General features: G+C 33.6%; 23 protein-coding genes. 9 read left to right on the forward strand and 14 right to left on the reverse strand.

Annotated elements, in window-relative coordinates; translation table 11 throughout:
- Nucleotides 1–140: 140 nt before the first annotated feature.
- Nucleotides 141–1,229, forward strand: coding sequence for a hypothetical protein (locus tag Q4500_RS02230; RefSeq protein WP_303598123.1), 1,089 nt, complete (start codon nucleotides 141–143; stop codon nucleotides 1,227–1,229).
- A gap of 97 nt (nucleotides 1,230–1,326) precedes the next feature.
- On the opposite strand, the gene Q4500_RS02235 is transcribed toward Q4500_RS02230, so the two are convergent.
- The 7 genes from Q4500_RS02235 to Q4500_RS02265 all read right to left on the reverse strand — a co-directional run bounded on the left by Q4500_RS02235 (nucleotide 1,327) and on the right by Q4500_RS02265 (nucleotide 7,818).
- A complete protein-coding gene (locus Q4500_RS02235) occupies nucleotides 1,327–2,385 on the reverse strand; it encodes a nucleoid-associated protein (protein WP_303598124.1) in 1,059 nt (352 codons plus the stop codon).
- 148 nt (nucleotides 2,386–2,533) lie between these two features.
- On the reverse strand, nucleotides 2,534–3,031 hold the full coding sequence (locus tag Q4500_RS02240; RefSeq protein ID WP_303598125.1) for a hypothetical protein: 498 nt from the start codon (nucleotides 3,029–3,031) through the stop codon (nucleotides 2,534–2,536).
- Nucleotides 3,032–3,057: 26 nt separating this feature from the next.
- On the reverse strand, nucleotides 3,058–4,092 hold the full coding sequence (locus Q4500_RS02245) for a heme A synthase (RefSeq protein WP_303598126.1): 1,035 nt from the start codon (nucleotides 4,090–4,092) through the stop codon (nucleotides 3,058–3,060).
- A 1-nt stretch (nucleotide 4,093) separates the two neighbouring features.
- Nucleotides 4,094–5,518, reverse strand: a complete 1,425-nt coding sequence (locus tag Q4500_RS02250; RefSeq protein WP_303598127.1) for a CCA tRNA nucleotidyltransferase — start codon at nucleotides 5,516–5,518, stop codon at nucleotides 4,094–4,096.
- A gap of 4 nt (nucleotides 5,519–5,522) precedes the next feature.
- On the reverse strand, nucleotides 5,523–6,083 hold the full coding sequence (locus Q4500_RS02255; RefSeq protein ID WP_303598128.1) for an L-threonylcarbamoyladenylate synthase: 561 nt from the start codon (nucleotides 6,081–6,083) through the stop codon (nucleotides 5,523–5,525).
- Nucleotides 6,080–6,916, reverse strand: coding sequence for a glycosyltransferase (locus Q4500_RS02260; RefSeq protein ID WP_303598129.1), 837 nt, complete (start codon nucleotides 6,914–6,916; stop codon nucleotides 6,080–6,082). The genes Q4500_RS02255 and Q4500_RS02260 overlap by 4 nt, the downstream gene beginning before the upstream one ends.
- Nucleotides 6,913–7,818: an ATP-grasp fold amidoligase family protein gene (locus Q4500_RS02265; protein ID WP_303598130.1), complete on the reverse strand. Its 906-nt coding sequence runs from the start codon at nucleotides 7,816–7,818 to the stop codon at nucleotides 6,913–6,915. Before Q4500_RS02265 ends, Q4500_RS02260 begins: the two co-directional genes overlap by 4 nt.
- Nucleotides 7,819–7,888: 70 nt before the next feature.
- Here Q4500_RS02265 and Q4500_RS02270 point away from each other — a divergent pair, with 70 nt between their 5' ends.
- Complete coding sequence (locus tag Q4500_RS02270) at nucleotides 7,889–8,707, forward strand: glycosyltransferase family 2 protein (RefSeq protein WP_303598131.1); 819 nt, start codon at nucleotides 7,889–7,891, stop codon at nucleotides 8,705–8,707.
- On the opposite strand, the gene Q4500_RS02275 is transcribed toward Q4500_RS02270, so the two are convergent.
- Both Q4500_RS02275 and glf read right to left on the reverse strand, forming a co-directional pair.
- Entirely contained in the window at nucleotides 8,689–9,483 is a 795-nt protein-coding gene (locus tag Q4500_RS02275; RefSeq protein ID WP_303598132.1) for a glycosyltransferase family 2 protein, read from the reverse strand. The two genes, Q4500_RS02270 and Q4500_RS02275, sit on opposite strands and share 19 nt — an antisense overlap.
- A gap of 159 nt (nucleotides 9,484–9,642) precedes the next feature.
- Nucleotides 9,643–10,755: a UDP-galactopyranose mutase gene (glf, locus tag Q4500_RS02280; protein ID WP_303598133.1), complete on the reverse strand. Its 1,113-nt coding sequence runs from the start codon at nucleotides 10,753–10,755 to the stop codon at nucleotides 9,643–9,645.
- Nucleotides 10,756–10,969: 214 nt separating this feature from the next.
- Here glf and Q4500_RS02285 point away from each other — a divergent pair, with 214 nt between their 5' ends.
- The gene (locus tag Q4500_RS02285) at nucleotides 10,970–11,932 is read left to right on the forward strand and encodes a beta-1,6-galactofuranosyltransferase (protein WP_303598134.1); all 963 of its coding nucleotides are present in this window, start codon (nucleotides 10,970–10,972) and stop codon (nucleotides 11,930–11,932) included.
- 3 nt (nucleotides 11,933–11,935) lie between these two features.
- On the opposite strand, the gene Q4500_RS02290 is transcribed toward Q4500_RS02285, so the two are convergent.
- Nucleotides 11,936–12,751, reverse strand: coding sequence for a 2,3,4,5-tetrahydropyridine-2,6-dicarboxylate N-succinyltransferase (locus tag Q4500_RS02290; RefSeq protein ID WP_303598135.1), 816 nt, complete (start codon nucleotides 12,749–12,751; stop codon nucleotides 11,936–11,938).
- Between the two features lie 99 nt (nucleotides 12,752–12,850).
- Between Q4500_RS02290 and ruvX the strand changes: the two genes are divergently transcribed.
- The 5 genes from ruvX to Q4500_RS02315 all read left to right on the forward strand — a co-directional run bounded on the left by ruvX (nucleotide 12,851) and on the right by Q4500_RS02315 (nucleotide 16,062).
- Entirely contained in the window at nucleotides 12,851–13,261 is a 411-nt protein-coding gene (gene ruvX, locus Q4500_RS02295; protein WP_303598136.1) for a Holliday junction resolvase RuvX, read from the forward strand.
- Complete coding sequence (def, locus tag Q4500_RS02300) at nucleotides 13,262–13,852, forward strand: peptide deformylase (protein ID WP_303598137.1); 591 nt, start codon at nucleotides 13,262–13,264, stop codon at nucleotides 13,850–13,852.
- A gap of 61 nt (nucleotides 13,853–13,913) precedes the next feature.
- The gene (locus Q4500_RS02305) at nucleotides 13,914–14,342 is read left to right on the forward strand and encodes a DUF5606 domain-containing protein (RefSeq protein ID WP_303598138.1); all 429 of its coding nucleotides are present in this window, start codon (nucleotides 13,914–13,916) and stop codon (nucleotides 14,340–14,342) included.
- Nucleotides 14,343–14,550: 208 nt separating this feature from the next.
- A complete protein-coding gene (locus Q4500_RS02310) occupies nucleotides 14,551–15,639 on the forward strand; it encodes an ATP-binding protein (RefSeq protein ID WP_303598139.1) in 1,089 nt (362 codons plus the stop codon).
- Between the two features lie 36 nt (nucleotides 15,640–15,675).
- A complete protein-coding gene (locus Q4500_RS02315; protein WP_303598140.1) occupies nucleotides 15,676–16,062 on the forward strand; it encodes a response regulator in 387 nt (128 codons plus the stop codon).
- Between the two features lie 55 nt (nucleotides 16,063–16,117).
- On the opposite strand, the gene Q4500_RS02320 is transcribed toward Q4500_RS02315, so the two are convergent.
- The 4 genes from Q4500_RS02320 to Q4500_RS02335 are packed head-to-tail and all read right to left on the reverse strand — an operon-like array spanning nucleotide 16,118 to nucleotide 20,084.
- On the reverse strand, nucleotides 16,118–17,728 hold the full coding sequence (locus Q4500_RS02320) for a family 20 glycosylhydrolase (protein WP_303598141.1): 1,611 nt from the start codon (nucleotides 17,726–17,728) through the stop codon (nucleotides 16,118–16,120).
- 12 nt (nucleotides 17,729–17,740) lie between these two features.
- Nucleotides 17,741–18,409, reverse strand: a complete 669-nt coding sequence (locus Q4500_RS02325) for a GDSL-type esterase/lipase family protein (protein WP_303598142.1) — start codon at nucleotides 18,407–18,409, stop codon at nucleotides 17,741–17,743.
- Between the two features lie 26 nt (nucleotides 18,410–18,435).
- Nucleotides 18,436–19,311 carry an alpha/beta hydrolase gene (locus Q4500_RS02330; protein ID WP_303598143.1) on the reverse strand — a complete coding sequence of 292 codons (876 nt, stop codon included), beginning with the start codon at nucleotides 19,309–19,311 and terminating at the stop codon, nucleotides 18,436–18,438.
- Nucleotides 19,312–19,322: 11 nt separating this feature from the next.
- Nucleotides 19,323–20,084, reverse strand: coding sequence for an MIP/aquaporin family protein (locus tag Q4500_RS02335; protein ID WP_303598252.1), 762 nt, complete (start codon nucleotides 20,082–20,084; stop codon nucleotides 19,323–19,325).
- 230 nt (nucleotides 20,085–20,314) lie between these two features.
- On the opposite strand from Q4500_RS02335, the gene Q4500_RS02340 reads away from it, so the two are divergent.
- Complete coding sequence (locus Q4500_RS02340) at nucleotides 20,315–20,779, forward strand: hypothetical protein (protein ID WP_303598144.1); 465 nt, start codon at nucleotides 20,315–20,317, stop codon at nucleotides 20,777–20,779.
- The last annotated feature ends 2 nt before the right edge of the window (nucleotides 20,780–20,781 follow it).

The following is a 20,781-nucleotide window of genomic DNA, read 5'->3' on the forward strand; positions in this document are numbered from 1 at the left end:
TAAAACAAATAAAGCACCCTTTTAGCTCTTGGCTAAAAAAATGTTGTATAAGTGGGATTTATGTTACTGTAGGCACAAATTCTATATGCTTGTTGAATTATATTGGGCTTAATTGTTTATTTTGGAAGTAAATTTGTAGCATGTCAGAAGAAAGATTGATGTCGAAGAAAAAACCCGCTTACCCTGTAAGTGAGGCCTTGGATGGCTATTTGGAACATTATAGCAGAAAGATTGAAATACCTATTTTTTACGACGATTTGTTACGATTTTCAGGGTCGGTGGTCGTCTATGATAAAAATGACGAGGACACCCTTTGGGTACGTGCGTATTATTCCGAATTTGATAGGAAGGAAATTGATGATAGTTTAAAGAAAGTTTATTCTATTTTACATTCTGATGGTAGTGATAATATTCATCAATATTTAAATGTAGATGCCGTTGATTTTTGCACGTTTGGTAACTCTAAACCTTTTAGAATTAAAGTAAGAAATATATTGAATGATAATTTCACCTATTTCTACATTAAAAAGACGGATGCATCTCGTATTTATGGCTTAGAATTAGAACATATGCTTTCGCCATACAACCTAAATTTTTTGGTGTATAAAGACACTTTAATTGAAGAGCATATTGCAGGTATACCTGGCGATGAGTTTATAAAGCATAATTTGCCTAAATGTACCCCTAGAGAAAAAGCGCAACTGGCAAAAGAATTCGTAAAATTCAATGAACGTTGTATGATTCGATTACTTGGCGATATGCGTTCATATAACTATGTAATTGTACCTACGCATGATTTTGACCACGTGGTTTATAAAATACGTGCCATCGATTTTGATCAGCAGTGTTTTGAAGGGAAATTGAAGGTATATAGGCCTCAATTTTTTAAAGAGAACTATAAAATGGTTGAGTTGGTGCGTAATAAGTTGACTCATGATTCTGTAGATCAATATAAATTAGAAGAACGTTCAATGGTCGCCAAGAGAATTTTGAGCTCTGGAAATAGAATTAAAAAATTACGAGCGATATGTAAAACCGATGAAATTTCTACTCCAGAAAATATAGCGATGTTAAGAGAACAAATAGAAGTTCTTACGATGGATATGGATTTTCAGACCTGTAAAACTATGGGCGAAGTACTAGATTTAGCATTGAATTTTGTTCGTAGAAATTATGAAGATGTAAGTGTAAAACAAATTATAGAACACAATATTAAAATCAATAACTAAAGTATAATTTACTAGTTAATTATTTAAAAAGCCCATTATTTTCTTAAGAAAATAATGGGCTTTTTAACTGTTTTAAGCTCAGTAATCTTAAAGAAAACTAGCTCTTTTGTTCTTTGTTAAAGTATACTAAGTAGTAATACATCTGTCTTTCTTCATCCCAGCCTTTTTCAACAAATTTCTCTGCAGATTCTGGGTTTATGAAGTCCATTTTAATTTGAATATTGGTATCCAAATTAATAACATTCTTAATCTTTTTACGAGCATCTGATACCGCCTTGTTGGCAATGTCGAACGTAGAAACATCTTCAATACTGAATTTCGGACCTTTCTCTGCTTTGTAATGTTTAAATTCAGGAATCAACTCTGGATTTTCCATTACCTCGTTTAAGAAAGTAGTCTCTTCAAAAGCATCATTTTTTGCAAAGTGGTTTACAGCACGGTTCATGAATAAAACCTCTTGTTGCTTGTCTTCTGCTGGTAAAACAACCTCTTTGGCAAAGTCTTGACAAAATTTCAAGTAGTTTTTTGTCTTAAAGTTATCATCTGAAAGTGGTTCAACACCTAAAAAATTTTCTATCCAATACTTGGTGTCGTACTTATTACTATCTACAGAAAGTACTTTGTAACCCTCTTCTTTTTCAACGTTGAAGATTAAACACCCTTTATCTAATTTATTGATATTGATACCTTGTTGAATTACGATATCTAAATTGCTGTTCTTTTCTTCGAACTGAATAAAATCGTGTTTTAACTCACTCTTAAAAATACCAATGGCATCTACTTTTTTGTTGTCTAAAAGTAACCCAGAAAGGAAAGCAACATATACTTCACCACTTTTAATATGTGGGTGGTTAGATTGCTCGAATAATAAAGAAGCTACTTTTTTAGAATTCAAATGAGCTTTTGAAGGGTCTTCAAAAACTTCACTTACTATTTTGTATAATTCGTTGAATTCAACATCAACTTCATTAGCTAGTTTATAATAGTTCTCTTCTTTTTCTCTAAAAGGTTTAAAAAAGTATTCTTTTAGTAAACCAGTTGTTTCATCGTTAAGTCTAAATGGTTCTTCTGAAAGAAAAACACCTTCATTCTTATTTTTGTTACCAACTCTATGTATAGAAATACTTTCAATTTGGGTAGCATAAAGATTAATCATAAAATGTTCTAAATTAAATGGTTAGTAAGCGGAAATGTATTTTTAACTCGATAATTGATATATGAATCCTCCGACTCTTGTGTCGAAGTATAATTTATGTTTTCAATTCGATACCTCACGGGTTTGCCCTGAGGTCATTTACTGAAATTTAGTTCCAATTTTCATCGAAATCTAAATCGTCGTAATTTTCAAAAGTATCATCGAAATCGAAATTGTTTTTCTCTGCTTCAAAATTCTTTTCTGGTGGAGTTTCTGGTAATTCACCAAATGTAAAAAGTACATTAGGGTAAGAGCGGCCATCTTCATTTTCTTGAATATCTGCAAGCTCAACGAAAAACGTCCACATGTTCATGAAATCATAAACATAAATCAGTTTAGGGTTGTTCTCGGTCATGATATCCTCTAAAAAGGTTTCATTCATTAACCGTACATCAGAACCAGATTCGCTCATATCAAAAAGTGCAATCTCCTCGTCTTGTTTCCACTCTTCATCACAGGTGTAAAAAGACGCCATTTCATTACCTAAAAAACCAAATGCTTGAGTAATGGCATTATGAAATTCTTCTAATGAATTGTGGGACTCAATCTCTAAATCTCTGAAAATATCTTCTTCAGCGTCTAGAATTATACGAATTTTATAAATCATACCTTAATTTTTGTGGGTCGGCAAAGTTACGAAGTTTTGGAATCTTTTCTAGGCATTAATGCATCTAAAAGTATGTAGAATTGAACTCCGAATAAGATAGAAGCTAAAACAAGATGTAACGGCTGACTAGCAAACGGAAAATCTAAATAGTTCATGGCAATACCCGTAAATACTTCAACTACCAGTAAAAACAAGACCCAGTAAATTTTAAAGTGCCCTAAATCTAACTTTGTAATTCTATATGCTAAGAAAGCGTTTACTAATATGACAATAATAGAAAATGAACGGTGTATATAAAATAGTAGTTCAGGGTTTCTCAACCAATGATCTCTAGCATCGTAACCGAAAATGTCTATTTGCTCGTCTATAAATTGTCGTACTTGGGTGCCCATAGCAATTTGAACAAGTGTCAATACTATTGCTACAATACTGATATTCAATACTAGTTTATCGTACTTAATACGTTTGTTCTCTTCATTTGCTAAATAGATAACATAAAGTAATATCGCTACGATTACTAATGCCATAAGCATGTGAACAGTAATTTTTGCAGGCTCTAAAACTGAGTATACAACCGTTGCGCCTAACCAAGCTTGAAAAACCATGCCTACAACCACTAACCATGATAGTATAGGTATACGCTTTTTCTTCTTCCAAAATTTAATAGACATTATTGCCAGTAAAAGGGTGGCAAGACCCGCTAAGGCACCAAAAAGCCTATTTATATATTCGATCCACGTATGCCATGGGTTAAACTCTGCGTAGTCATGTTTGGTATACGCTTCCCAATTTGCAGAATTGAACCAATCTTTTGTAGTAAATGACTCTTTAGAAACCTGTAAGGTTTCACGATAAATAATTACTTGACCCTTTTCAAATAATCTATCTGGTTGCCATTGTATTTCGGTTACCTCTGTTGGTGGTATATAGTAACCAAAACATTTGGGCCAATCTGGGCAACCCATTCCGCTACCTGTCATTCTAACTACGGCACCAGCGACAATCACTAAATAAACTAATACCAATGATGTTTTGGCAATTTTTCTAAATGTAATATCCATTCTATTTTGTACTCTGTAGACCTAATTCAGCACCCTTAAGATACATAAAATCTTGTGCTGCTTTATATTCATTTGGAATTTCTCCCTCTAAAATCGCTTCTTTAATCGCTTCTTTTATAATTCCGATTTCTTTCGAAGGTTTTAATGAAAAAGTTTCCATTATTTCTTCTCCACTAATAGGTGGTTGAAAATTTCTAACATGATCACGAGCTTCTACTTCTTCAATCTTTTGGCGGACAATTTTAAAGTTTTGATGGTATTTACGTTGCTTCTTCGGATTTTTAGTAGTGATATCTGCTTCGCATAAAGTCATTAAGTCTTCTACATTATCACCGGCATCAAAAACCAACCTACGAACAGCTGAATCTGTTACATAATCTTCAGATAGTATAATAGGTCTTGAACTCATTAAAACCATCTTCTGAACGAATTTCATTTTCTCGTTCAATGGCATACGTAAACGTTTGAATAATTTATAGACCATCTTTGATCCTACAAATTCATGCCCGTGAAATGTCCAACCAATTTTTTTATGGAATCTTTTGGTAGGTGCTTTACCTATATCGTGTAACAAAGCAGCCCAACGTAACCAAAGGTCATCTGTAGCTTCAGATATATTATCGACTACCTCTAAAGTATGCCAAAAGTTGTCCTTATGTTTTTGACCTTCAATTTCTTCTATACCTTGTAATGCGGTAAGCTCAGGTAAAATTAGCTCTAGTAATTCTGTTTTATGTAGTAACGAAAAGCCCAAAGAAGGTTTTTTGCATAACATAATTTTATGAAGCTCATCTAAAATTCGCTCATTAGAAACAATTTTTAGGCGGTCTTTATTTTCGGTAATCGCCTGTAAAGAGGGTAGTGCTATTTGAAAATCTAATTGTGTAGCAAAACGAATGGCCCGCATCATACGTAAAGGGTCGTCTGAATAGGTAATGCCTGGTTCTAGCGGAGTTTTTATAATCTTGCTCTCTAAGTCAGCAATACCGCCAAAAGGGTCAAGAAGGGCTCCGTAATTCGATTTGTTCAGCGAAAGCGCCAAAGCATTTATGGTGAAATCGCGTCTTTTTTGGTCATCTTCTAAAGTGCCATCTTCTACTATAGGTTTGCGACTATCGCGTTGATAACTTTCTTTACGAGCACCAACAAATTCAAGTTCTATGCCATCACTTTTGATCATGGCAGTTCCAAAATTCTTAAAAACAGATACTTGGGGTTTGCCTTCTAATTTAGAAGCAACTTTTTCGGCAAGTTTGATACCGCTGCCAATGACAACGACATCTATATCTTTAGGTATATTACGTTTTAAAAAATAATCTCTTACAAAACCTCCAATAACATAACAATCTACAGAAAGTTCTTCTGCGGCATCTGAAATAATTTTGAAAATTGGGTTGTTTAAAGCGTCTGTATAGCTCTCTTGCATGTTCTTAATCTCGAATAATCTTCACCGTACCATCATTAGCTAATCTAATAATTGACGAGGCAGAGCTATTCTGTTTCTCACGATGCAAATTTACCACATAGTCTACACCTTTTAAAATGGCTGAATCTATATTTTGGAAAGATTTTGGAGTAGGTTGTCCAGATACGTTGGCAGATGTGGATACAATTGGCTTTTTAAACTTACCGATCAGGTATTGGCAGAATTTATCTGATGCTACTCTTACGGCTAAAGTATTGTCTTCTGCTATTAAGTTTTTAGCCACACCACGGGGTTTGTCGAATATTATCGTCGTTGGCTTTGTAGAAAGGTCAATAATATCATAAGCAAGATCAGATACTTTCTCAACATGCTTTTCAAGCATAGCATCATTGGCAACCAAACATATCATTGCCTTACTATCATCGCGCTGTTTTAATTTATATATTTTTTCTACAGCTTTTTCATTTGTAGCATCACAACCAATACCCCAAACCGTATCGGTAGGGTAGAGTATGAGTCCGCCATTTTCTAGAACTTCTATGCATTTGTTGATTTCCTCTGTCATTTTGATAAAACAATTTCATTTAAATTATATTCTTTGTCTAAGGACAACCATTGCTCGGTATTTTTGTCTTTTGCCAAATTATCCTTTTTTAAGGCAAATTTTTGAGTCCCTATAATAGGAATAGGTTCTTTTGGGGTGTCTTTTGCCTGTATAGATATTGTTTTATTTAATAGTGACATAGCCTTGAACCATAAATCATCAGCTTTAGGAGCTAATTCTAATAATTTTTGGACATTTAAAACCTCTTTATGTAGTGATCTAGGAGGGTATAATATTCCCCACGCACCTATAGGTACAAATGCTTTAGGGTTTTTATTGGTGATGTATTGACTTCTCCATTTTTTAAAGGGAAGAGAATTGTTTTTGTCATCAAAATTAATATGAGAAGTTTTTACTCCTATTATGGATTTAGGATCTAGTAAATGTTGGTTATAAATTTTTGATAGCCATTCTTTTCTATACATTAAATCATCGTCGCAAGTAACAATACAATCTTTAGAAAAAGTTTCTAAGGTATGAATCAACTTTTTATGAGAACAATGTAAAGGTGAAAAACGGATTTCAAAAATATCTGATTCCATTTTTTTAACCTTCATTGGTAATTTATTTTTCATGTCTTCATTAATCCATAAAACGATTTTTTTTGGTAAAGTATTTTGGTTAAGTATACTCTTTATTACAAAATTGAGAGTGCTAAACCTTGAAGGAATTGAGGTTAATGAAATAATAATAGGTACTGAAGGTTTAGAGTTTTTTAGAAAAAAACTAGCAGGTGTTATGCTGTATTTCAAACTATAAAAAAGCGATAACGGTAATTCTTTAATGACTTTCATTGAATAATGTCTGTAATATATTTTTGACCTTTAGGTATTTTTGGTAATATAAAATAATCTCCAATTATTTTATTGTATTCTTCGGGTACAAATCTGCTTCTAGCATCCGAGGGATAAAAAGTCATTTCGCCAAATATTGTTCTACCTTCTATTGCATATAAATCTATTCTAACAAAAGGTAAATTATTTGCTAATTTTAAGGCAACCTCCTTCATTTCATTAAAGTTAGATGGTTTTTCAATCTCACCTTTGTAATGTTTTATATTTCCTTTAGAGAAATCTTGTTTTCTCCACTCCATATCGTAAAAACAACGGTAAGAATTTTTTCCATGATCTAAATCAATTTGAACAAATTTTGGAACACCATTAAAACAAAAAAATTTATAATCATTTATAATTTCTTGTCCCATTTCTTCTAAGTATTTTTCGACAAGTAGTAATGGTTTTACATCTTTATAAGCCCATTCCATACCTCCACGATAATACTGATTTTTGCTCATCCACTTATGAAGTAAATACTTCGATTTAGCAAGGTTAAGCTTAGTTTTATCTTTCACGATTAAATTAAAGTGAAAACCGTGCACACCTTTTATAACAAATTGTTTTGGAAGTGAGTCAAAATCAATTTTAGAAACTTTATCAAAAACACCAATTGTTTCATTGAGAATATGCTTACCTACCTTATTTTCAACATACTTTTTGACATTGTATTTATCTACTAATTGATTTAATATCTTTGGTCTGTAAAATACTTTATACCATGAGATTTTTTCATTGAAATCTTTTAGGTTATTGTAGTCAAGTTTGTTGCCTGAGTAATATTCGTAATAGATTTTTACGTAAAATTCTTGCGGTAAAAACTTAAGTTTTTTAAGAATACCATAAGCTAATTTTTTTACCATTATGAAATTTTAATAATCTAAACAAAGATAGATAAGAGTTTTATATTTTTGCAGTAATTTGAAACGTAGTATGGAGATTCCTAAAATAAGTATCATCGTTAGTACATATAATGCCGAAGAGTGGCTAAAGAAGGTACTTTGGGGTTTTGAGCAACAAATCTTTAAAGATTTTGAAGTTGTTATTGCTGATGATGGATCAAAGGCACCTACTAAAGAACTATTGGCAGAGATCGCAGAGAAGGTGCATTACCCAATTGTGCATGTATGGCAAGAAGATGATGGCTTTCAAAAATCTAGAATATTAAATAAAGCAGTAACTGCCTGTTCTGCAGATTATATTATCATGACCGATGGTGATTGTATACCTCGAGAAGATTTTGTTCAGGTGCATTACATCAATAAAGAATCAGGTTATTTTATTTCTGGCGGATATTATATGTTACCCATGAATATTTCTAAACTAATTACTCTTGACGATATTGAAAATCAACGATGCTTCAATATTCAATGGTTGAAGGATAAAGGAATACCGCAAACTTTTAAAAATAACAAGCTTACTGCTAAAGGATTTATTTCTAAAATTTTAAATTGGGTAACACCGACCAATGCAAGTTGGAACGGACATAACTCTTCTGGTTGGAAAAAAGATATTGAGAATGTAAACGGATTCGATGAGCGCATGCAATATGGCGGTCAAGATAGAGAGCTAGGTGAGCGTTTATTCAATTTCGGATTAAAGTCTAAGCAACTACGCTATAGTGCAGTTTGTGTTCATTTAGACCATAAAAGAGGGTATAAGATACCGGAATCTATTGCTAAGAATGTGGGGATAAGAAATGCTACTAAAAAGGAAAAAAGCGTGTGGACTTTTTACGGCATTACTAAGTAATACGCAAGCTCATTTTTTTGTTCCAGTCTTTTAAGTTCATTATAACGTTCTAAAACACCTAATGAATTAAGGTAGCAAATAATAAAACCTTTTTTTCCATCTAGTATACCAAGACGTAAGATATAATGGTTGAAAAATTTCCAGCCAGTTTTTAAAACCATAATTACATAGCTAAAATTCTTTTCTTTGTAAAACGATTCAATAGCCTTTAAACGACCATATTTCAGCATTTTACCTTTGTAATCTTCGTAATTCTTGTAACAGTAATGGGTCAGTTTTTCTTTCAAAATGCCAGAAGTACCATCAACATCTAATGTTTCGTGTACGATTTTGCAGTCAGAAAATACAGCTTTACTTTTTCTAAAAAGTCTGTAGTTTTTATCAGTTTGCCATCCGCTGAAATTCAATTCTTCATTCTTGAACATAAATTGGCGATAAAACCAAAAAGCTGCGATTTCAGTATCACTAGAAACTGTTTCTGAAATTTCATTTTGTAAGGCATCAGAAACAATTTCGTCAGCATCTAAAAATAAAACCCAGTCATTAGTGGCTTGTTTTAAGGCAAATGATTTTTGAGCGGTAAAATTCTCAAACGGTTTTTGAATGACTTTTACTTTCGGGTTATCCTTTAAATATTCATAGGTTCCGTCGGTACTAAAAGAATCTACTACAATAATTTCATCGGCAAAAGAAACTGATTCGATACACTTTTCAATGTACCCAATTTCGTTATACGTAATTATTAATGCGGTAAGTTGTTCTTTTTTGGTAATCATACTTTCCAATTTGATAGGTTTGCTCTAATCGGAGCGAACAAAGTTATAACAAAAAAAGTATTAAAAAATTGTGTTAAGCAGTAAAATTCTTACACAATTGAAATCCAATGTTATAGCATGGTTCAGTTTATAAGAGGGCGTATTTTAGAATGGTTGCGTTCAATTGTCAAAAAGTTTTTTAGTTTTTGCTAACGCTGCGCCAATAACCTGGTGCATATCGTAATACTTGTATTCTGCTAGCCTACCACCAAATATCACTAAGTCTTTGGAAGCCTTGTTCTTATACTGTAAATACCTATTATTATTCTTGTCATCGTTGATTGGGTAATACGGTTCAGAATCGGTTGAAGCTTCTAACGGATATTCTTTGGTGATAACTGTTTTCTTTTGTTGCCCGAATTCAAAATGCTTGTGCTCTAAAATTCTTGTATATGGTATTTCTGCCTCGGTATAATTTATTACCGCATTACCTTGGTAATTTTCAATGTCTAAAATTTCATGGTCAAAACGCAAGCCTCGATATTCTAATTTACCAAATTCGTAGTTGTAATATTCGTCAATTTTACCTGTAAAAACAGTTTTATGAGCCATGTTGTCAAGAGCTATTTTATCTTTAAAATAGTTGACGCCAAGTTGTACGTCGATACCTTCTAAAAGTCCACCACTTAATTCGTTATAGCCTCCAATAGGTATGCCTTGGTAGCTATCATTGAAATAATTATTGTCGAAGGTGTATCTTAAGGGTAGGCGTTTAATTATGAATGCAGGTAATTCTGTAGCTTTTCTTCCCCACTGTTTTTCGGTGTATCCTTTGATCAGCTTGAAATAAATATCCTCGCCAACAAGCGAAAGTGCTTGCTCTTCGAGATTTTGTGGTTGTTTTTTTTGATACTTCTTACTTTGTTCGTCAATGATAGATTTAGCCTCTTCGGGAGTTTTAATACCCCATAATTGATAGAAGGTATTCATGTTAAAAGGTAAATTGTACAATGAACCTTTGTGATTGGCAACCGGTGAATTGGTGTATCTATTAAACGGAACAAAGTCATTTACATAGTCCCAAATTTTCTTGTCATTGGTATGAAAAATATGCGCTCCGTAGGCGTGCACATTAATATCTTCTATTTTTTTACAAAAGGTATTTCCACCAATATGTTCTCTTTTGTCTACTACTAAACAGGTTTTTCCTCTTTTTTTTGCCTCATTGGCAAAAACTGCTCCGTATAAACCGGCGCCTACAATAAGAAAATCATACTTTTTAGTTGATACCATTTTTCAATATTAAAAGACCAAAGATACAGTTTGTGATGGAAATTGGTTAACACGAAAAGGGTTACTATAATTGAAATTTAATATTTCATATGTAGTTTTATATCGTTAAAATTGCAATTCTTAAACCCCAAATAATAATTGAATGAATTCTGATAATCTCTATTTTATTTCTAGGAATTATAAATTTTCAAAGAACGCAGCTTCCAAACCAAAAATGGACTGCGAGACGGTTCTAGAAAAGAATGGATTTAAAAACTTAGGGTTTAAACAAAGTAATCACCCCAGTTCGGCAATAGGCGCTGTTATCAGTTTTTTTGGAATAACAAAAGGGTTATTTCTACTACCAAGAAAATCTGTTTTCTTTATGCAATATCCGTTGAGTAAATTTTTCGGATATATTACCAGTATTGTTTCTTTAAAGAAATGTACCCTTATCATTATTATACATGATGTAAAGTTTTTAATGGGAAAATCAACTGATTTGAAAGGTGAGATGGCAAAATTCAATAAAGCCGATTTTATCATCGTTCATAACGAATCTATGGAAAAGTGGTTTCAAGAAAATGGGTGTACAGCACAATTGGTAAGTTTAGAATTGTTCGATTATATACATGCAAGTAATAAACATGCAACACTTAACAATCCATATGATGTAGTTTTTGCCGGCGGATTGGGGAAAGAGAAAAGCGAATTTTTATATAGTATGGACAGTCTAAATCCGTCTAATTATAAACTCAAGTTATATGGTAACGGTTTTAATGCGGCTGATGCTGAAAGGGATAATTCTATTTTAGACTACCAAGGTGTTTTTTCACCAGACGAGGTAATTGATGTAATACAGGGTTCGTTTGGATTAATTTGGAATGGCAACGCACTAAATGAATGTTTAGGAGATTTCGGAAAGTATCTATTATATAATACTCCGCATAAAACATCTTTATATCTCTTGTGTGGTCTACCGGTTATTGTCTGGAAAAAAGCAGCTATTGCCAAATTCATTGAAAAAGAACAAATTGGTATCACCTTAAATTCTTTAGATGAACTTGATGCTATTTTGGCAAACCTTGACCCAAAAGATTATGCAACTATGGTTTCTAATGTAGAAAAGGTAAAAACCAAAGTTGCCTCTGGTCATTACCTTTCTCAAGCTATTACTAAAGTAGTTGAATTGGTTTAAAAATTAAACCGCTACATCATACTCTCTAAGTGCATCGTTCAATGATGTCTTTTTGTTTGTGCTTTCTTTTCTTTTTCCAATAATTAATGCACACGGTACTTGAAATTCGCCTGCCGGAAATTTTTTGGTATAACTACCAGGTATCACTACTGAACGAGCAGGTACAACACCTTTTGTTTCTACAGGAGTTTCACCGGTAACATCAATAATTTTGGTACTCATTGTTAAAACAACATTCGCTCCAAGTACTGCTTCTTTTTCAACTCTAACACCTTCAACTACAATACAACGAGAACCAATAAAGGCACCGTCTTCTATAATAACCGGTGAAGCTTGTAAAGGTTCAAGAACGCCACCAATACCAACACCACCACTTAAATGTACATTTTTACCGATCTGTGCACAACTACCAACAGTAGCCCAAGTATCTACCATAGTACCTTCATCAACATAAGCACCTATGTTTACATAACTAGGCATTAAAATGGTTCCTGCAGAAATATAAGCACCATGTCTTGCTACCGCATTTGGTACAACACGAATTCCTTTTTCTTTGTATCCTCTTTTTAAAGGCATTTTATCGTGGTACTCAAAAATACCTGCTTCTAAAGTTTCCATTTTCTGAATAGGGAAATACATAACTACTGCTTTCTTTACCCATTCATTGATCTGCCATCCGTCTGCTGTTGGCTCGGCACATCTTAATTTTCCTAAATCTAAAAGGTTAATAACCTCTCTAATGCTATCTTGGGTTGCAGATTCCTTTAAAAGGTCTCTATTGTCCCATGCTTTTTCTATTTGTGCTCTTAATTCTGTCATTTTCATAAAATTTTCTCAAATATAAGTTGAAGTACAGTAATTCCCCATGCACAAGGGCACATATAACAAATTATCCTTTATTTTTGCCAAAAATTAAGTTTGGGAAAGATTCTTGCAATTGATTACGGAGAAAAACGTATTGGCTTAGCTGTTACCGATGATATGAAAATGATAGCATTCGGATTAACGACTATTGCTACTGCCGAAATATTTGAATATTTATCTGATTATATTTCCAAAGAAAACGTAGAGACCATTGTGGTAGGTGAGCCAAAACAAATGGACAATACTGCATCTGAATCTGAAGTGCATATTGCTCCATTTTTGGTAAAGTTGGCAGAGAAATTTCCAACTGTTCCTATTAAAAGACATGATGAACGCTTTACATCTAAAATGGCTTTCCAGACCATGATAGATAGCGGGTTAAAGAAGAAGCAAAGAAAAAACAAAGCACTAATCGATGAGATTAGTGCAACTATTATATTACAAGATTTTTTAAAGACATTATAAATGATTTTACCCATTATTGCATACGGTGATCCCGTATTAAGAAAAGTAGCGGATGATATTGATAAAGACCATCCAAAACTGAATGATTTGTTGGCTAACATGTGGGAGACCATGTATAACGCTAGTGGTGTAGGTCTTGCAGCACCACAAATAGGATTGCCAATTCGTATATTTTTGGTTGATACCACTCCTTTTTCAGGGGATGAAGATTTAACTGAAGAGGAACAAAAACAGTTAGACGGTTTCAAACAAGTATTTATCAATGCAACTATCGAAGAAGAAACTGGTGATGAATGGGCTTTCAATGAAGGTTGCCTTAGTATACCAGATGTTCGTGAAGATGTAAGCAGAAAGGGTACCATTAAAATCACCTATTTAGATGAGAACTTTAAAGAGCATGAAAAAACCTTTGATGGTTTGTTGGCTCGTGTAATTCAGCATGAATATGACCATATTGAAGGGGTGTTGTTTACCGATAAATTATCTGCACTAAAAAAGAGAATGTTAAAAGGAAGATTAACCAATATTTCTAAAGGAAAGATTAATGTTGATTATCGTATGAAATTTCCTGCGATGAAAAAAGGACGTTAAAATGCCTTTATTATTAATAGAAAAGTGTAATATTTGTCCACTTAAAATTTTAAAATAGTTTATGAGGTTAGAGAAAATTTTATCAGTTGCAGGAAAACCAGGTTTATATAAATTGATTACACAAACCAGAACAGGTTTTGTGGCTGAGTCTTTGTTAGATGGAAAAAGAATAACAGTAAGCTTACGCAGTAGCGTTAGTGTATTGTCTGAAATAGCTATTTATACGCTTGAGGAAGAAGTGCCTTTAAGAGATGTGTTCAAGAAAATACAAGAGAAGGAAAATGGAGGTAAAACATCTATAGGTCATAAAGAGGAGAAAATTAAATTAGAAGAATACTTTTTTGAAGTACTACCTGATTATGATGAAGACCGTGTGTATGTTAGTGATATTAAAAAGGTTATTCAATGGTATAACATTTTAACAGAAAACAAGATTACAGACTTTTCTAGTGAAGAAGTAGCAAGTGAAGAAGCTTCTGAAGAGGAGTAGTCTTTCTTACATAATTTGAATAAAAAAAGCCCTATGGGGCTTTTTTTTGTTTTATACTTAAGGTTATGTGTGTTATTAAACTGTTCATCTATTGATCTTTACTATTCATCTATACCTTTCTTTTATCCATCATATATCAAATGAGTTAAGAAATTAAATGCTGCAAATTTGTGGTGTAGCTAAATAGCTTTAACAAAATTTGAGTGATATGATTGTAAATGATTTTGAAATTAATTGTGAATTAAAAAGTGCTTTTTTTGAAAATGCATATTCGCCTTTTGTGATTTTAGATAGAGATATGAATTTTGTCGATGTAAATCAAGCTAGTGTAGATACCATTGGTATTGAGAAAGAAAATTTCGTAGGTAAAAACATGCTAGATATATTTCCTTATTTAGAGGGGACAGAACGGTATAATGCTTATAAGAATGTAATAGAAACAGGTGTGCCAATAGGTTTTGATGAGCTGTTGTTCAAAGGTGAATTTACTGAAATGACATTTATGTCTAGGGCATTTAAAATTGGAGATTACCTAGGTATTACCACCCTAGATGTAACTAATGTTATTGATACAGTTCAGAAATTAAAAAGTACCAAAACTTCATTAATTGAAGTCAATGAAAATTTGAAAAAGAAAAATCAAGAGTTAGAAGATTTTTCATATGTAGCAGCACATGATTTAAGAGCCCCGCTTACCAATTTAAAGAGTCTATTGCGAATGGCTTTAGAGACTAATATTAGCCCTAATGAAGTTATGCCAATCGTTGAAAAAATGAATGTGGTTACCAAAGTAATGTGCGATAAAATTACCGCATTAAATATGGTGATTGATACAAAGTCTAATTTTGGAACACCTAAATTAGAATTAGAGTTTTCTGAGGTTGTAAGTAAATTAAAAGCTAGTTATTCTAAAGAAATTATAGAAGGTAGAACAATCATAAAAGAAGATTATTCAGCATGCCCTTCAATCAATTATAACAAGTTACAATTAGAGACTATTCTTCAAACTCTTATGTCGAATTCTCTTAAGTATAGGCACCCTAAAAGAAAACTTAGTATAAAAATTGAAACAAAAGAAGTCAATGGTAAAGTTCAATTATCGTTTAAGGATAATGGACTAGGCTTTGACCAGGAGTTTTCTGATAAAATATTTGCCTTGTTTAAACGTCTACATACCCATGTTGATGGTTTGGGTGTTGCGCTGTACATCATGAAAATTATTATTAGTGAAAACGATGGCGCAATTGATGTAAAAAGTCAAGTAAATAAAGGGACAGAGTTTATAGTAATTTTTTAAAATATATAATCAAAACCATAATTAAAACCCTACAAAATGATACGAATATTAATAATTGAAGACGATGAGGTAACGAATTTTATAGCTAAAACAAATCTCGAGAAATTTGGATATAAAAATATTACTATAGCCTTAAACGGTCAACTAGGGCTTGATCATTTAAAAACAAATGCCTGTCCTGACATAATTTTACTAGACATCAATATGCCTGTTTTAGACGGATGGGATTTTCTTGATAAGCTAAACGAATTGAACCTATGTTCAGATATACCTGTTGTTATAACTACATCGTCGTTTAGAAATGATGATAAATTAAAAGCAGATGGTTATCATAATATTATAGATTATTTAGAAAAACCTATAAATTTTCAGCATTTAAATACTGTTCTAGCTAAGTTAAAATCGAAAAAAGTTGAGTTGTAATTAAAAAGCCTTGATTTTTAAATCAAGGCTTTTTATTCTCCAGTGTATGATGTTGTTAGTCTTTTTTTATGACCTCGTAAGTGTAGTCGCTCTTCTTCCAATCTATTAATTTAGAAGGGTAGTACTTCACATCCATCCTGTCAAGAAATGGTGCTTGGTCTGCTAATCGTACTTTGTAGTTTTCCCAATCTCTATTTTCTTTAATACTCCAGCTTAATTCAGAATACCCTATAATTCTTGGAAAAGCTAAGTATTCAAGCTCATCTATATTACTTATGGTTTCTGACCAAAGTGGTGCTTCTACGCCTAAGATATTTTCCATAGGAATCCCGTATTCTTCAGGAGTCCAAATGTATGCAGTATCTACAGGTATGTAAGCCGCCCAGTGTAATCCGAATTTAGATAGGGTGTCATATTCCATATCTAAATATGCCTTCTTAGCCGGAGAGACGATAATTTGCATTCCCTTATCAACTGCTTTTTTAGCATTCTCTTCGCTTGCCCACCATTGAGAAATTGAAGTGGAATCTACATCGGCAATGGCAACTTCATCCCAACCGATCATACGCTTACCGTGCTTCTGTACTATTTTCTCTACCTTATTAATGAAGTAGATGTAATCTTTCTTTTTAGTAACGTGACTTTCATCGCCACCAACATGAAAATATGGACCCGGAGTGATAGCAGAAATCTCTCTAACCACATCATCTATAAAAGAATAAACAGTATCCTTATGAGTATCAAAGGTGCTAAAACCAACACGCATACCTTCATATAGTTTAGGCGTTTTACCATTACCGTTCAAGAACGGATATGATACAGATGCCGCATTGGTATGGCCGGGCATATCAATTTCTGGTATAATGGTCATATATTTTTCAGCGGCATAACGTACAATTTCTTTGTAATCTTCTTGTGTGTAGAACCCGCCAGATTCGCCGCCAACTTCGGTACTGCCGCCAACCTCTGTAAGTTTAGGCCACGATTTTATTTCAATTCTCCAACCTTGGTCATCACTAAGGTGCAAATGCAGCACATTTATTTTGTAGTAAGATAGTAGGTCAATATATTTTTTAACATCGTCAACACTAAAAAAGTGTCGTGCAACATCTAACATAGAACCTCTATATGCAAAATTAGGGTTGTCGATAATTTTCCCAGATGGTACAGCCCATATTTTCTGCAATGCCAAAGTATCATTGCTTTCTAACGGTACTAATTGTCTTAAGGTTTGTATACCTCTAAAAGCACCTTCTGCTGTGTTTGAGTTTATAATGATAGAATCTTGATTAATATACAACTGATAAGCCTCTGGCGCTGCCAAATCTGTACTATCGCTTTGGTTAATATAAATAACTCGTTCTACAGTATTCGCGCCTTCAGTATTTACAGGTATGGTCAGGTTAATTTTATCTTTTAGTTTATCTGCTAAAAAAGTACCTACTTCTTCAAAACCTGTAGCATCTTTAGAAGTGTAAATTGCTGTAAACTGATCTAAAGCAAAAGCGGAGTTTGTGGGTATGGTCTTTAAAGGCTTAGGTATTAAGCTAGCCTTAGATAAATCTGTCGTTGGCATTGCAATACGCTCTTTCTTCTCTTCACTACAAGCGATTAATAAGAGTGTTAAGCTTGCAAAAAATAGACTTCGAATACAAAAGATCTTCATTGTGTAGTGTAATTAGGGTTGGTTTACTAAATCTTTCATGGCTTCATACCAAATATCGTAACCTTTTTGGTTCATGTGCAGGCCGTCTTCAATAAATATATCGGTTTTTAACTTTCGCTTGTTCAGCATAGGTTTCCAAACATCTACGTAATACAATTGTGGGTCGTTTTTAGTAAAACGTTCCATTTTTCGATTTAACCGCTTATATTTTCCTCGAATCTTCCATCTGCTGATACTTGGTTTTGCCGCTATTAAGATAACCTCAGTTGCAGGATTTTTAGATTTTATTCGACGGATGATCTCTGCAGTCGTATCAAGAACATCTGCAGGTCTTTTATCTGCCCATAAGTCATTATCACCCTCGTAAATAAATACTTTTTTAGGGTTGTAGGATAAGATCAATTCCTCGGTAAATAATAATAAGTCTGATGCTTGTGATCCTCCAAAACCACTATTTACAATTTGATGGTTCGGAAATTCTTGCTCTAGCTTTTTCCATAATCGAACACTAGAACTGCCAGTGAAGACAATAGTCTCTATGCTTGAGTCCCAAATGCTGTCGTATTTCTGAGTAATATTCTTTACATCTTCGGTGAAGATATTCTCTGTTTGAGAAATACAATAATTACTTGTTGAAAGTAGAAAAACTGTTATTAAAAATGAAATCTTGAAATTACTCATAAATGTGAATATGATAGATTAGCTTACTAATTAAGTGTTGGTTTTGTTAAACCTTCTGTAAGTGCCCAAGCATAAAATTGTTCGATCCAGTTATCAGAAGCTAATTGTTGTTTTTTCATTCCAAACCCATGTCCTCCTTTAGAATACATATGTATACCTGCATTTTTACCACTAGTTACCCAATCGGTATACAATATAGTACTTGGTCTGGCTAGCCCAAGTGGATCATCTGAAGCACATATTACTAACATTGGCGGTGCATCTTCAGGAATTTTATATTCACCAATAACGTTCATCCAAGGGTAAACAGGTACTATGAAATCTGGTCTAGTAGCCTTGGTATAGTTGAACGTTACGCCCATGGTTACAGCGCCGCCCGCAGAAAAGCCCATGAATCCAATTTTGTTTGGGTCTAATTTCATAGCCTTAGCATTAGTTCTTATGTAAGTAATAGCAGCAAGACCATCTGCAATTGAAAGTGGTAAAACGGGAGCAACTCTTTCTCCAATTTTCGCCGGGTTGTTAGTGCCCTCTTCTGTAATTTCTTTAATACCATCTTCAAGGGTGGGCACTAACCTATATTTAAGAACAAAGGCTGTAATACCATGATTATTCAACCATTTCGCAACATCTCTACCTTCACTATTAATACTTAAACCGTAAAGTCCGCCACCAGGGGCAACAATAACACTGGTGCCATTTGGCTGATCTGCCTCAAAAACTTCTAATCGAGGTATAGCCACGTTGGTTACCACATTTGTTTCCCATATATCTGAGTAATATTCTTTTTCAGCTGTCGACCAATTTACATTGGAATTTGTTTCGTATGGTAAGTCTACCTTTTTTTGGGCAAGTACAGTCATAGAAGTAAAGATGCAGGTAAGTAAAATAAGACTTTTCATAGTTGTAAATTTTATTGAATTGTTTCAATGAGCATAAATACTAAGGCAGCTAAAACTCCGCCAATTATTGGGCCTACTATTGGTACCCATGCGTAACCCCAATTACTATTTCCTTTATTTTTTATAGGAAGAATTGAATGTAATAAACGCGGACCAAAATCACGTGCTGGGTTAATGGCGTAACCAGTTGGGCCGCCTAAGCCAAAACCTATACCCATTACCAATAGTGCAACTGGTAGCGCGTCTAAGGACCCTAGTGAAACTGGACTGTCACCCATGGTGCCGCCGGCAATATAGAATATGCCGAATACAAGGGCGAAGGCTCCAATAATTTCGGTCATCAAATTCCAAAACGGACTCTTAATAGCTGGTGAAGTGGAGAAGGTGGCTAAAATTGAATCGGTATCTTCTGTGGCTTCGTATTGTTTTTTATAATTCAGCCATACTAAAAGATTACCCATCATGGCACCTAAAATTTGTGCGACTATATAACCTGGTACTGCTGCCCAAGAAAATTTTCCGGCAACGGCAAGCGCTACGGTTACTGCAGGGTTAAGGTGAGCACCACTACCGTCGGCTGAAATGTACACACCGATAAATACGGCAATACCCCATGAAAGAGAAATGCCCGTCCACCCGGCATCGGCTCCTTTTGTTCCTTTTAATACAATGTTGGCTACAATGCCGTTCCCTATAAGAATTAACATTGCAGTACCGATAAATTCAAAAATGTATGTAATCATAGTTTGGTTGGATTTTAAGTCGTTTAAGATAATTAAAATCAAGGAATTAATAAGAAATAAAACCCTTTGTTGAGTAATTGATAATTTTTGCTATGTAATTGTGTGAATTTCAATATAATGTCTTTAAGAATTATATTCGGAAACTTCCATAAGAATCGAGATTTGGAGAGGTTTTTAAAAATCAGATGCGTGATGCAAACGACATATTATAAATTGTTTTGCCTACCTTCAATGTAGATCTAACCCATTTTATTATGCTCATGAAAAAATATACTTATTCTCTTTTTACTTGTCTAGTGCTACTTTTTGTAAGTTGCTCATCTGATGATGATACTTCTACAACTGACGATAGTGCCTTGGTTATAGGTACCTATAGTTTGACCGAAATAAATGTGAATATCGCCCAAGATGTTGATGAAGACGGTACTGCTTCAAATAATATGTTAGATGAACTCGACTGCTTAAGCGGCAGATTAGAAATTAATGCCGACGGTACATGGGATCTTGATTTGGTAGCACTAGATATTACCAGCGTTACCGGTGATTTTTATGCTATTCGCTGTGGTAGAACTGATAACTTCACCGGTAAGTGGACTTTTCAAAGTAGTGTGCTTGATTTAAACGCAACTAATTTTAGTACTATGGTTTTAAATTCATCTGTTTTAACTGAAGGTGTAAATGAAGATTTGCCAGGAGTTTTAAATAGAAAATTTACAATGCAATAAAT

It is taken from the genome of Maribacter sp. 1_MG-2023, from assembly GCF_030547005.1.
Lineage (GTDB): Bacteria > Bacteroidota > Bacteroidia > Flavobacteriales > Flavobacteriaceae > Maribacter.